The 14,602-nt window shown below is 41.9% G+C and carries 11 protein-coding genes; 2 read left to right on the plus strand and 9 right to left on the minus strand.

What is annotated here, in order from left to right:
* Positions 1–316: 316 nt before the first annotated feature.
* Positions 317–1,732 (minus strand): MFS transporter, encoded by a 1,416-nt coding sequence (locus tag ACUN2T_RS25615; RefSeq protein WP_445495650.1) that lies wholly within the window; start codon positions 1,730–1,732, stop codon positions 317–319.
* A 94-nt stretch (positions 1,733–1,826) separates the two neighbouring features.
* On the opposite strand from ACUN2T_RS25615, the gene ACUN2T_RS25620 reads away from it, so the two are divergent.
* Positions 1,827–2,492 carry a helix-turn-helix transcriptional regulator gene (locus tag ACUN2T_RS25620; RefSeq protein ID WP_445495651.1) on the plus strand — a complete coding sequence of 222 codons (666 nt, stop codon included), beginning with the start codon at positions 1,827–1,829 and terminating at the stop codon, positions 2,490–2,492.
* A gap of 42 nt (positions 2,493–2,534) precedes the next feature.
* Here ACUN2T_RS25620 and ACUN2T_RS25625 read toward each other — a convergent pair whose 3' ends face one another.
* The 8 genes from ACUN2T_RS25625 to fdhE form a co-directional block, all read right to left on the minus strand.
* Positions 2,535–3,566, minus strand: a complete 1,032-nt coding sequence (locus ACUN2T_RS25625; RefSeq protein WP_445495652.1) for a virulence RhuM family protein — start codon at positions 3,564–3,566, stop codon at positions 2,535–2,537.
* 76 nt (positions 3,567–3,642) lie between these two features.
* Entirely contained in the window at positions 3,643–4,860 is a 1,218-nt protein-coding gene (locus tag ACUN2T_RS25630; RefSeq protein WP_445495653.1) for an MFS transporter, read from the minus strand.
* Between the two features lie 46 nt (positions 4,861–4,906).
* Positions 4,907–5,827 (minus strand): PfkB family carbohydrate kinase, encoded by a 921-nt coding sequence (locus ACUN2T_RS25635; protein WP_445495654.1) that lies wholly within the window; start codon positions 5,825–5,827, stop codon positions 4,907–4,909.
* A 41-nt stretch (positions 5,828–5,868) separates the two neighbouring features.
* On the minus strand, positions 5,869–6,117 hold the full coding sequence (locus ACUN2T_RS25640) for an ADP-ribosylglycohydrolase family protein (RefSeq protein ID WP_445495655.1): 249 nt from the start codon (positions 6,115–6,117) through the stop codon (positions 5,869–5,871).
* A 613-nt stretch (positions 6,118–6,730) separates the two neighbouring features.
* Positions 6,731–8,380 (minus strand): LTA synthase family protein, encoded by a 1,650-nt coding sequence (locus ACUN2T_RS25645; protein ID WP_445495656.1) that lies wholly within the window; start codon positions 8,378–8,380, stop codon positions 6,731–6,733.
* A gap of 129 nt (positions 8,381–8,509) precedes the next feature.
* Positions 8,510–10,369, minus strand: coding sequence for a selenocysteine-specific translation elongation factor (selB, locus tag ACUN2T_RS25650; protein WP_445495657.1), 1,860 nt, complete (start codon positions 10,367–10,369; stop codon positions 8,510–8,512).
* 34 nt (positions 10,370–10,403) lie between these two features.
* Entirely contained in the window at positions 10,404–11,795 is a 1,392-nt protein-coding gene (selA, locus tag ACUN2T_RS25655; protein WP_445495658.1) for an L-seryl-tRNA(Sec) selenium transferase, read from the minus strand.
* Between the two features lie 21 nt (positions 11,796–11,816).
* Positions 11,817–12,746 carry a formate dehydrogenase accessory protein FdhE gene (gene fdhE, locus ACUN2T_RS25660; protein WP_445495660.1) on the minus strand — a complete coding sequence of 310 codons (930 nt, stop codon included), beginning with the start codon at positions 12,744–12,746 and terminating at the stop codon, positions 11,817–11,819.
* Positions 12,747–13,430: 684 nt separating this feature from the next.
* On the opposite strand from fdhE, the gene ACUN2T_RS25665 reads away from it, so the two are divergent.
* A complete protein-coding gene (locus ACUN2T_RS25665; protein ID WP_445495661.1) occupies positions 13,431–14,390 on the plus strand; it encodes a methyltransferase in 960 nt (319 codons plus the stop codon).
* Positions 14,391–14,602 lie beyond the last annotated feature (212 nt).

Raw genomic sequence — 14,602 nt, forward strand, 5'->3', positions numbered from 1 at the left:
GTATCCTTAAACTGAATCAATTGATATGTATTACAATAATGAATTGCTTCAGGAAATAAGGGAAACCTCCAGAACCACGACGATTATCACAATATATCCGTTAAATACCTTCCGTAAGGTACAATATATGTAAGAGAAACAGATAGATTAAACACTAAAACTGACGTTCCGCTTTATTTACCCTTAAACACATCCATACTAAACAGATGTGTGTCTCTCTACAATAAAAAATGTTAAGGGAATATTAATATTTTGTTCCTTATCAATACGGGTTTGAGTAATCTATTCCCTTATTTAATACCAATGCAAACCAAGATTATTCAACCACCGCCCTAATCTTCGCCGATCTCCACGCAGTAAACAGAGCCAATAACGGAGCGATAGCAAATAGCAGGAACAACCAATGTGCGGCAGAAGCGGCACCTGCCACACCTCCGGGTTCATTCAATCCGGAAAGGTTCACTACCATACCCGCCAATGCTGCTCCAAAAGCAGTGGCAAATAACTGTACCGTTGTAATTGAAGCGCCTGCGATATCTTTATCGGCATCCGACGATACCTGTAAGATACGAGTTAGCAAATGTGGCCAGCCAAAGCCAATACCAAATCCCACCAAAGTCAGTGCAATCACAATGGGAATCATCACTTGCCAATGTCCTGCCGAGGGCTGTGATAATATCGATGACAGAATCAGCATACCTATCAGTACCAATATCGGCCCACTGACAATTGCCCGGCGCATACCCGCCCCACGCCAACCCGCACTGATTATCTCAGCGACTGTCCAGCCTGCTGCCATTGCCGCCGCCATATAACCGGAAGCCAGCGGTGACTGACCATGCAACATTTGCAGGAAATACGGGATAAACACTTCACTGGTCATGCCGATCACCAATAATGAAATAGTGGCAAACAGCACCGCATGAGGTGAACCCAAATGCAATGCGCCATGCGGCAACAGACGTATCACTGCACGACGTTCATAGCAAATTAGTAACATGATCAAGACTAATGCCAGCATAATCCCTGCAAAATTTAGCTTCACACTGTCAGATACACTACCAGCAGAAACTATCAATACTGCTCCCGCTAATAAAACTAACTGCACCAGTGGCAATGCTACTTTATTCTGATCCTGAGGTTTGCCTTTTGGTAAAATTAAGTAAGTGAAAACCGCATACAGCAACATTATTGGCAGCATGATACCAAAGGCATAACGCCACGCATTTATCTCAGCAAAGATTCCCCCCACAGCAGGACCAACCAACGTCGCAATACCCCACATACCGGATGTCAGTGCCATTGCCCGTGGCCAAAGCGCCTGTTCAAATACCAGATTGATCATGGCATAGGAAAGTGCAAACAGTAACCCACCACCGAAGCCCTGAACTGTCCGTCCGATAAGCATCATTTCCATCGTTGGAGCAGATGCGCACAACAAACTACCAAAGAAGAAGAATATTGCTGCAACCAGATAAGCATTACGTGCCCCCTGTGAGTTAAGCAGACGTGCAGACAATACCGAACCAATAATAGAAGCGACCACAAACAGCGTTGTATTCCAGGCATAAAGGTTCAGGCCACCAATGTCCTGCACAACCGAAGGTAAGATAGTGGTAGCAATTAAGATATTAATCGCATGTAACGCAACTCCCAGCGATAAGGCCAGAGCACTAGCCGCATTTTTACCGGAGAACAAATCGCTCCAGTGGCTTTCATCAGTTGTTATCACAGTTATTATCCTGAATTAGCATTGAGTTAATATGAATCTTACGTTAAATTAAACAAGAATTAGCTTGGAATAAATTAAGGCGAGGCGAAGTAATATGTCAAGAAAAAGCTTTGGAAATAGCACAACTGTCACACAGTCCGTGGGTGAAAGGTTACTGATGCTATTGAAAACCCGTGGTCCTCAGCAAGCTTCTAACGCCGGAAAAATACTGGGAACAACAGGAGAAGCCGCCCGGCAACAGTTTGTGAAGTTAGCGAAAGAAGGATTGGTAGAGGCTGTCGCAGAAGCACGAGGCGTTGGTCGTCCAATACAACTTTGGCATCTGACAGCCGCAGGTCATGCTCATTTCCCGGATGCTCATGCTGAACTGACAGTACAATTACTAAACACTATTCGTAAACAGTTAGGTGAGAAAGCGATAGATTTGTTGATTGATACCCGCGAGCAAGAAACCCGGATTAATTACAAGCAAGCTATGAATGGAACAACCAATCTGCAAGAACGCGTCGAACGTTTGGTTGCCATAAGATGCCGTGAAGGTTACATGGCTCAATGGTCACATACAGAAGATGACGCCATTTTACTGATAGAAAACCATTGCCCAATTTGCTCTGCCGCGAAGGTATGCCAGGGTTTTTGCCGCGCTGAACTGAATGTATTTCAGGATATACTTCAAGCTCAAGTAGAACGAGTAGAGTATATGCTCACCGATTCACGGCGCTGTGCTTATCGTATAACTAGCAATATTCACCTGGAATAAAGCAAAAAAATATGCTTTTCCATGATATTATTCATATTGGAATTAATTGTTATCAGGGCGCGCTTTCTTATCTGTAATTTTTGCAAACTGCCGATTTAAACTGGGGAAGTCCTGTTCATCCGCGGTTATTGCTTCTGTTATTAACCATTGCTGATGAAATTTATCATATTCAAACTCAGACAGTTCCTTCGCCATTAGATGCGATATTTTACCAACATGATTAAGCACATCCCGATCATTCAATGTTAAAAATCCATCTAACTTCTTCACCCAATCAGCCATATGCATAGGAATTCGACGCATGGCCTGTCCTTCCGCAAATATCAGATATTGATCTATTAGATTATTCAATGCTTGTAACTCTTCTTCTGTCAGATAGCTTTTAGCATTCACTACATCACTTTTACGAACTTTAGTACCACGCCAGTTCGTCAACCCCATATTAGGGAGAAAACTATCAGCACGTTGATGAACGATTTCCGCTGTGGTCTGCTCTGTAATTACCCAATGAATTTTGTTCTGTACTGTTTTGAAGAAGTTAATACTGATGGTCTGTGTTGGATCATAATCGACACTGGTCGCATAAATATCAGTGATTTTTTGATAGAAACGTTTTTCGCTGGTACGAATATCCTGAATACGTCGAGTCAGTTCTTCAAAGTAATCAAATGGCTGATCCGGGTTTTTCAAACGTTCGTCATCCAGCACAAAGCCTTTAACAATATATTCCCGCAAGTGACGGGTTACCCATTGGCGAAAACGTGTTGCGGTATGGCTCTGCACCCGATAACCAACAGAGATAATAGCATCCAGATTATAATGTTTAGTTCGGTAGTTTTTACCATCTACGGCAGTAGTAAAGAATTCCTTTACTACTGCATCTTCAATTAATTCCTTTTCTCGAAAGATATTTTTTAAATGTTGGCCAATATTTTGCTTACTGGTCTGAAACAACTCCGCCATCAATGCTTGCGTCAGCCAAACTGTTTCATCCTGAAAACAAACGTCCAATCGGTTTTCCCCATCTTCGGTTTGATAGATAATAAACTGCGAATGATTATCTGTGTTTTCCATTTTTTCTCTTCAAACAAATACCGGGTATTGCACAAAGCAAACCATGAACACGATGTCTTTGGCAATACCCGCTTCATTAAACTGCTCTGCTACTTTCTATATTCTCTTCTCCGTTAAACACAAAAAATATCCCGCCAGTCAGTAATATCAATACACCGGATATCATTAAAAGGAGTTGAATATTAATATAGTCAGCAATTGGACCAAATATCACCATACCTAATGGCAGAGAGCAGGACATAGCAATTTGAACCAAACTGAATACTCGCCCCATCATCTCCGGCTCGACTTTTTCCTGTATAACAGAGACCATTGGTGCGTTAAAACAAGGTGCTATAGCGCCCAAAGAGACGTTTAATGCCAGATACAGCGGAAACCAATATGCATTGCCAAGAGCAATCATAAATATACCGAACAGTGTGCAAGCTATTCCCGTTATACGCAGTTTATTTTTATATTCACTCCAAAAAGAAATCAGCAATCCACCCAACAATGCTCCGGCACTAAATGTCATTTCGTTAACGGCTAAACGCCATGACTCTTCACCAAATGTCCTGTTAACCAATAGAGGTGTCAAAAAAGCAGCCGGACTAATCAGGAAGCAAACACAAATCAGGAAAATCAAAATATTTCTGATTAGCTTATTCTCTTGCAGATAGCGAAAACCCGCTAGCATCGCCTGAAATTTATTATCCGGTATGGAATCAGAAGCGATTTTGGCAATAGGAATAAATGCAACAATACTGATGCCAATAACAGCAGTAGCAACATCCACTAAAAGAATATTCTCAATCGAAGTCTGAGAATACAAAAAACCACTAATGGCTGGAGAAGCCAACATCGTCAGTGAATTCAGAGAAGTATTAATCCCATTGACCCGCAACAGTTTCTCTTTCGGGACCAGTTGTGGAATGATAGCACTAGCCGCCGGAGACTGAATACCTGTACCAAATGAGCGGATAATCAGAGCCACAAATAGCAACTCAATACTCTTAAACCCAAACATAAAGGAGATCGCCAGGCCAAGAGTCACTAATGCAATTAATGCATCAGAGGCAATACAGAGTAATTTACGGTTGTAAGTATCAGCCCAAACACCGGCAAATAAAGAGATTAATACCTGTGGAAGAAATGCACAGAGTACCGCGATAGCCAGCATTTCTCCTGATGAAGTATTTAAGGTGATATACCAAACGATCGAGAACTGGACAATGGAAGAACCCAGCAGAGAAATTGTCTCAGCTAATAAAAAAAGAGTTGTTTTTCGTTTCCAACCTGCATGTAATGCATTCATTTTAATCACACCTTTGAAAACCTAAATCCTTGTGTTTAATTGATGATTACTCAAACACAAATTCCTTTAGTTCTTTTATGGTTGGCGCACCCGCAGCACCAGAACGACTGACAACAACAGCAGCAACACGATTGCCAAGTTCAACAGCATCTTTCAGCGACATTCCCTGTGATAAACCAGCAAGCATGCCACTACTATGAGCATCACCAGCACCAATGGTATCCACCACTTTCACTTTATAGGCAGCAACATGTTCTGGGTTACGCTCAGGCAAACATATCCATGTACCCTGTAAACCTAACCGACAGATAATAGTGATTTTTCTTTTACTGGAATAATTGCTCGCCTGAGCGACAGGATCACCTTCTCCACACAACATAGTCATTTCATCACGATTCAGTGTCAAAATGGTTCGGCCAACAGGCAATGCATCAATGAAAGCGGAATCTATATTGGGTAAACGGGGACCAAAATCCAGCAATAATGTCTGCCCAGGTGGTGACGCCAATAACCAGTCACACAAAATCGCCGTTGTTTTGCTCGCCATAACATAACCACTGGAGTAGATATATCCCCTTTCCGGCAAAGCAATAGCCGAAAGCATTGCCGAACTCCAGTCAACTTCACAACCACTCACAGAGATAAAACTTCGCTCACCATCCGGTTCGACCATTGCCAGACACCAGCCATTATCAAGTGATGAGTTGGTTAATGTGACCTCAAGCCCAAGAGCCTGCATCTCTTTAGTTATCCGCTTACCCCAGTATCCGTTACCAACGGGGATACCATTAACCACAGGGATTTGCAGGCGAACCAAAGCCCGGACAACATTAAAACCTGAACCGCCGATCTGTTGATCAATCTCTTTGGCTTCCTGATCTTCACCACTGCGAGGAAGCCTTGGTAAGCTAAGAACAATATCTCCTGCGGCAGCACCAATTACGGTAATCGGCAGTAAATCCCCCATTAGTCGCTCCTTTTACTGGTCAAATATAAGCCATAATTCCATCAGACTGACAAAGAAAGAGGCGAACAATCCAGAACTGGGACCCACATCAATAGACCATCAATAAATCCACCGTTAATAACCCTATTTACAGTGGATAAAGATCGCTTCCCAAAAATGGCTCCAGCCATGGCACCGATGGCATCCGCATCTCCCCCGAGGTTGGCGCAAAAAATCACACACCTAACCGAATGACCATCAACTAAATCCACCATGACCAGAGCACAAGGAACAGACTCCATGATCTCCATTCCGGCACCAATAAAGTCATAAAGTTTTTTCAGCTTATCCAGCCAAAATACAACCGCTTATTGCAAAATCCATCGTTCAGAAGATAGACCTATTGCACCATCAACTGCCTGACCATAATCATAGAAATAGCCCGGAATGGTATCTGATACGGGTTTAGTCATCTTCAATTTCCGAACCCTATTCATAAAAAATATTTATACTTTAACATCAATTAGGTTCAATAAAAGTCGGCCCATATAATTATGTGATATCAATGTGGCTACTCCCACACAGATCAGATGAGGCTTGCCACTTTATCAGCAGCTACTCACCCCTGACAAATCTGACACAAACCTTAATGAGCAGAACGCTGATTCTAAATCTATTGATCAATACTAATTCACACCGAATATGATAAATACTCTTTATTATCAATTAGATAAAATGATTTTATTGACTGGATATGCTAACAGCCCGATAAGAAAAATGATTTTCCCTACCATATTCTGTCGCAATAAATGATTGAGAGTGAAATTGCAAAGCAGTAGCAGAAAATTGAAGAGTGTTTACCTGCATCTGAAGTGCAGCAAGCGCCATATTTATATGGCACCCGCTCACTTATTATTTTACGGCTTACTTTTTACTTGCCACTTCCAATTGCTGATAAATATAGTGTTTGTAACTATCCACCAGCGCTTTATCCTGACAATCGTCCAGCGCCCCCCGGCAAAGGTGGCGCATCGTCATATTCGCCCGGTAAAAAGGTGAAGCTTCCAGTTTAGCTCTCTCCATAATCATTCCACCAAGGAATGAAATATCTGTCAGTTCATCAGTCTGAACAGGGTCTCCCTGTTTTAGGTTATCCCGCATAGTGAACTGAGTGATATAACCCGGATTTGAAAATACGCTATTGTACTGACCTAGTTCGATGTTGGGTTGATGATCACCAAAGTAGAGAAAAATGGTCGGCTTTTCCCGTTTAGCAACAAACTCACTGAAATCTTTGATTGCCGGGTCAGAAGCCTTGATTTTCTCCATATAGTGACTGAACTTACCAACAGCTTGTGAATTTTTTACATGCCCGGAAAGTCCGTAATCATCTGAATGATCTTCATCATATGGGCCATGTTCATACATAGTCAGTGAGAAAATAAACAACGGCTTATCGGTTTCTTGTGCCAGAATTTCTTTCACATAACTCAACATCTCTTGTGTAGAGATGGTCCACAGATTTTCATCAGGACTGGCGGGATACCCTAGCTCCTGCGGCTGGATAATACGGTCAACACCCAATGTCTGATAAGCATGACCAGAATGATAGGAGGATTTATTAAATGGTGTCAGAACAACAGTGTAATAGCCATTCTGTTTCATCTCGCGGAACAGGCTATATTTCAGGTGATCAACGATAAAATAAAAAACAGCATTCTTGCGTGAGCCGAAATCATCGGTATTCAAACCCGTCAGAGCAGAGAATTCAGATAACCAAGTACCCCCACCGAAAGTTTGTACCCGCATTGGACTTTGTGCGCTGACCCCGGAATCCCGCTGGAACATATAAAGATCCGGCAGATGGGCATCATCAGGCAGCTGATAGATATGCGGAGTAACCGTAGACTCCTGCAATAACACCACCACATCGGGTTTGATTTCTGACTGCGACACAGGCAACGTGACATTCTTAGCCTGTTGCAGGAAATAATCAGATGATTGCCCAAACTGAGGCACACGATGTTTGGCATCTTTAGCTGACATCACCATATTGGTCACTGTACCACGCCCTTTTGGCAGTGAAGATTCCCATTGATCTCTAAACGCGTTGGCCGTAATGCTCACGTCCCATGTACAGAACGCAACCAGCACCAGGCTGGTAGTACGCCATTTAAGACCACGTAAAGGTGATGATTTTTTCCAGCTCAGAGTCATATTAAACATCAACCAGATAAACATAGCGACAATTCCTAGGCCAGCCAGCCAATAGTGTCGCAATGTTTCCTGATTAGAAGGATCAAACATCAGGTTAAGGTCAGAGAACATCAACTGTTCTTTGTAGTAATGAACCTTTATCTGATTAAGGAATTTAAAGATAATAAACAGTGTTCCGGTAAAGGCGGCAGAAAACAGTAACCGGACTGACACAAAAAACACCAGACCAAATATCACACCAAACACACCGACAGCTATCAGCCCCGGATAAATATCTTCACTTTTTTCAAAAACCAGTATTAAAGTTGCAATAAACAATAATCCCAGATAAACACCCGATATTATCTTTCTTTTCATACCGTATTAAATCCCGTTAATAGAAGGCTTACGCCGATAACAGTTAACAAAAATAACACAGGCTGTTTAAATCAACAGAAACAAAACTGTAATTTCACTGAAATCACCCACATTTTAAACAAAAAATTATCAAAATAGTCCATTATCCCTAAGAATATGTGATTCAGCCTGACGACGGGTAAAACCACTGTGATCAAAGAATTCCAAGATCTGAATAGCCAATTTACGACCAATACCTAATTCATCACGAAAATCGGCAGCAGTAATCGCACCATGATTTTGATTAAACTTGCGGATAAGTTCCGCGAATTGCTGAATTCGTTGGCTACAATAATAGCGATCCGGAACAATGGCGGTAATGTGTCCCAATTGAGCTGATTTTTTCAACAAACTGCGAATTGTCGCCTCTTCTTCCTTTAAATCAGAAGCTAAGTCACGTACCCACCAAGGATCATCTGCAAAATAGGGGGCTACTCGTTGCCACAGTTTTGCCTGCTCATCACTGAAAGCCAAACCATGCTCAGGAAGATATAACCAACCATGTGACTGTTTTAATTGCCCATCCCTGAGCAAAAGATTTATCAGAATATAAACCAGCGCTTCATTCAGCGTTGGCAACGCCATCCGTTTCAGGCGCGCCCTTCCTAAACCCAGTTGATCGGCATGTTGCTGATGGTATTCAGCCAAAACCTGTAACAATTTCTTTTCTGCCAATCTGGCATGGCTCTGTGATAACACCATACCATCGGCAATAATCACATCCATATCAGCCAGTAATTGATGGAGATCCGTTTCCGTTAACTGGCGTGCCCAAGAAAAATGACTAAGAGAAAGTGCACCTCGTAGCAAATGAAGCGCTAAGTTAGTCGCATGGTCCGATGCTTTGGCAAGCCGGGTGAGCCAATGCAAAAATTCTGGCTGGCGCTTACCACGGCGGGGAGAATTGAGGTTTATCACCCGTGCCCCAGCAAGTGTTTTTCTGGCACTGATATCGCGCAATATCAGCCGGTCATTCTCAACCAACCATAATGGACTATCAAGCACCAACTCAGCTAACCGAGGCGTATCAGAAAGCTGATTCAGTAATGAAATCCGACCCGTTATATGGCTGGCAGCATGATGAATATGAAGAGATTGCCAATTTCGCAAAGGTTCATCAGTTTCCACTTCCACCAGGACCTTCTCCACATTTTTAAAAGGTTTTTTGGAAAGTAGCCAGTCACTGCGGGAAACCTGTTCTTTACTCACATCACCGATAATATTCAGTGCAATACGCTGCCCAGCCTGAGCCATACTTGTCTGTTGATTCTGGGCGTGCAGGCCACGCACTCTGATTTGTTTATCACTGCCGGTCAGCCAGAGGATATCTCCTACACTAACCTGGCCGGCCAATGCCGTTCCCGTCACCACCAGACCCGCGCCTTTTACACTGAAAGCGCGATCGATCGCCAAACGAAAACGCTGATGTAATTTTTCATGCTGCTTATTTTGCTGATGTAACTGCAACAGATGCTGCCTCAGAGGGACAATACTTTCTTCTTCAGTGGCAACCGTGACAAACAGAGGGGAACCAATCCAACCTTGAGTTACCAGCTCATATTCAATCTGTTGGCGAACATCAATTATCCGTTGCGATTCCACCCGATCTGCTTTAGTGAGCGCAACTGTCACCGCCGGGCAGCCAATCAAGCGCAGAATAACTAAATGTTCTCTCGTTTGAGCCATTACCCCATCATCACAGGCGACCACTAACAAAACATGATCGATACCACCGACCCCTGCCAACATATTGGCGAGGAATTTCTCATGTCCGGGCACATCTACAAAACCAATCGAAGATCCATCCGACTGCGGCCAATAGGCATAACCGAGATCGATGGTCATACCCCGTTTTTTCTCTTCCGGCAAATGTGCCGTATTAACGCCGGTAATAGCTTGAATCAGCGTGGTTTTACCATGGTCAACATGACCTGCTGTGGCAAAAATCATAGTAGTTTCAGAAAATTATGGTAGTTCCAGAAGATTATAGTAATAGTGCCTGCAACAATGCCTTTCCATCTTCAAGACAACGTAAATCGAGCCACAAGCGCCCTCCAGAGATACGGCCAATAACGGGTTTCACCAATCCACGCCAACAACGGGCCAGCTGTTCCAGTGTGCTCCCTTGACCATCAGCGGCAGCGAAAGTTAAAGCCCAGCTAGGCAGACGATCAACCGGCAGCGAACCACTGCCAATTTGTGAATAACATGGCTCACTACGAACAATAAACCGGTCACCATAATATGCCTGAATCTCAGGCAATAGCTGTTGTGCCATATCGTGCATTTCTTGCTGTTGGCGGGTTAACAAACGCAACGTTGGTAACTGCTGGCAGAGTTGTTCAGGCCGCTGATACAACCGTAAAGTCGCTTCCAGAGCAGCTAAAGTCATTTTATCTGCCCGCAAAGCACGTTTCAGTGGATGACGCTGGATAGCTTCTATCCACTGTTTTTTACCCAGAATAATTCCAGCCTGTGGTCCCCCCAGTAATTTATCACCAGAGAAAGTCACCAAATCAATGCCTTGATCCAGATAGTCCTGAGGCATAGGTTCAGTCGGCAACCCATATTGCGCCATATTAATCATGGCACCACTGCCCAGATCAATTGCCGTAGGAATTTGAGCTTTCACCCCCAAAGCAGCCAATTCACCACCAGACACTTCCGCAGTAAAACCTTCGATGCTGTAATTACTGGTATGCACCTTCATCAGAAGGGCAGTCTCTTGATTGATAGCCTGCTGATAATCTCTTAGGTGAGTACGGTTAGTCGTACCGACTTCAACCAATTGGCACCCTGCCTGAACCATCACATCAGGAATACGGAATGCGCCACCGATTTCCACCAGCTCACCACGGGAAACGATAATTTGCTTACCTGACGCCACTGTTGCCAACAATAACAACACCGCCGCTGCATTGTTATTAACGATACAGGCATCTTCCGCACCCGTTAATTCACACAGTAAATTCGCCAAAGCGCGATCACGATGCCCACGCCCAGCACCATTGAGGGAATATTCTAACGTTACCGGTGAACGCATCACTTGTGTTACCGCTTCAATAGCCGGTTCTGCCAGTAATGCCCGGCCAAGATTGGTATGAAGCACAGTACCACTAAGATTAAACACCGGCTTCAAAGCCAAAGCTTGCTTCCGCTCCAGTCGCTGACCAAGTGCCACAGCCCAGTTATCACACCAATCAGGCAATTCCTGATACTGCTTGATATTTATTCTGACCTGCTCCTGCATGCTTCTTAATGTCGCAGTGATTAACGTTTGTCCATATTGTTCCACAAACGGTGCTATCTGTGGCTCATGCAGCAGGCGATCAATAGCAGGGATCTGGCTGTACAGCGGGCACGGGTTTTGTGTCATGGTAATTCCGTCAATTAACACTTACTCATTTGGGAACAAAAACGGGTTGATGCTACTGCGGGCAAAACCTTCCTCTTCCATTTTGGCATCAAGGATCAGTGAGGCCAGATCATCAGCAATAGCCTCAACTTTTGGATCCTTTTCCTGATAGAGGATTTTCAAATAACTACCACAATCACCGCAACTTTCCGCTTTCACCGCAGCTTGCTCACTCTTTAATGACCAATAATTCAGATCACGGGTCTGTTCACAGTTACTGCATTTCACCCGTACCATATGCCATTCACTTTCACACAAGCTGCAATGCAGGTAACGCAGCCCGTTGGTTGTGCCAATCTGAACGACACTGGCGACGGGGATACTGCTGCAAACCGGGCAAAACTGACGATGCTCACCATATTCTGCTTTCGCCTTTCCTGGAATTTGATTTGCCATTTGTGCCCAATACAGGGAAAGTGCGGCCCAGATAAAGAGTGATTTTTCAGAACTGACTTTACTGAATTCATTTTTCAACAAAGCATCAGCCATCTGTTCCAGCTCCTGCTCCGACACTTTTTCCAGATTATCCAGTGCGACACTGACATGTTCTGGTGCATCCGGCAGTAATTCTGCTATCAAAGAGTGAAACAGTTTTTGCCAATGCTTAGTGCGTGGAAATGTTTTGCAATCCAGAGGTGGTTTACCTTCAGCAGCAGATTTTTCCAGAATATCCGTCACTTCCATTTTCAGAGGATTATCATGTAGCGCTTTTTGCTGGGCCCGGGCAACTTCTGCTGCAAAGTTAAGATAGTCAGCAAATGGGTTATCTTCTGCCAGTTGTTGTAGACGTTCAGCCCGGCGCTGATAGAGATTTTTCAGATTAGCAAAAAGCAGTGGCGGGATATAATCTGCTGTTTTTTCATTGGTACGATCTTTGCTCAATTGTTCTTTAGGAACGATGCGAATACTCATTAAGCTCTATCTTCCTGTTATCTGCTTTACGGCTTTTAGGCTAATAATAATCTTAAGCCTGTTTTTAACACTCAGCATAGATCAAAAGCGGGCTCTGAGCCACAGAGAGAATTAGGAAATTACGGTAAAAATTTAGGTAATGATATAGGAAGTTGTGTACTCAATAGCAACCAATATATTCAAAAAACACCTATAATTTTTCAGGTTTTATAATTATTCATTTTTCCCATAAATTAATTTAAAAAAAAATATCCCACTATGTTATTTCCTGCCATTTGATTGAAAAAACAAAAATAGTTAATTGTGATCTTCGTCATTTATTTTTATTCTATTTAATATAATCTTTAGTTAATAACTCACTCCTAAAAATGAGTAATTAAGGTGATGGATACAATACTTTAATAATACATTGTTGATTTACTGCTCTGTTCATGTAATTCTGGCATCGCAAATATTATGCTATCTTGATATTGGATAAATTAACCATGATAAATCAAACTGAGTTAACCAATTTAGAAGCAAACCGAATTAAAACCTCATTATCTAATAAGGAAAAAATAGCAAAGTTAATAATTACATTTTGGTTAAAAAATGCTCCAAAGATATCTAATTAGTCATAATGATATTTCCTGGACCTTAGATAAAATACCTTATTTATAAAATAATCACATAAAGGATAACTTAATGCTAATCGACCTGATTACATCGCATAGAAAAACAGCCGCAATTTACGCTTTTGTTGATACAGGATTATCTGTTCACTTTAAAGATGGGGCCTGCATCGATATAGACGAGCTTTCCCATAAATCGGGCATTGACAATTCTCGCCTATTTCAATTATGTGATTACTTAATTGAAATAGGCGTATTGGTTAACAACAATCACGGAATAACACTTTCTGATGAATGCAGTGCACTTACCGACCCTGAAAGTCTAGAGTCATTAATGATAAAATATGAAACTAACCAAGAGCATTGGAGCTCTTGGGTAATGTATTCAAAATCTTTACTTGAAAATAATGGTAAATCAGCATTTGAAATGGTACATGGAAAGACACTCTTTGAACATCTTGGCAATAATAAACCTTTCAGAGCAGATTTCGATGCTCTCATGAAAAAAAATTCTAATACATTAATTAAAAACTTGCTTGATGTTTATGATTTTAATAAATATAACAGAATGTTAGATGTTGGCGGTGCAAGAGGACATCTTCTTAAAAGCATTAATGAGAAAATGGAAGGAAAAGAAAAATATTATGCTGTATTGGACAGATATAATGAACTTCCTATTTCAGAAGACATAGATTTCATAAATGGAGATTTTATGAAATCAATTCCATCAGGTTATGATTTATATATCTTAATGAATATCATCCATAATTGGTCTGATAATGACGTAATATCAATTTTAGGCAATTGCCGAAAAGCAATGGATGATAATGCAACTATCACAGTGATAAACATGATGAAAAAACCACAATCCCCAATAGCTAACTCTATGAGTATATTAATGGATATGCTATTTTTATCGAAAGAGCGTTATTTGACTGAAATAGAAAATTTGGCTAACCAAGCAGGACTCACCATTCAAGACGCTAAAGATATAGATGAAACATTTTCACTTATTGAACTAAAAGTGAAATAAATTATAGGCAGTTATGAATTACATCCAAAGATAACTATATGGATATTGCATTACTAAGAAATGCATATATAAATTGGCATCATAACTTCCGATGCCAATTTTATGTCACGGGAATGTATGGATATTAAAATAAAAAATAATAGCGGGACATAACCCGCTACTTTTTTAAAGTAGTTAATTGTGATCTTCGTCATTTATTTTATCAGATTTAA

It is taken from the genome of Photorhabdus machadonis (genome assembly GCF_052657765.1).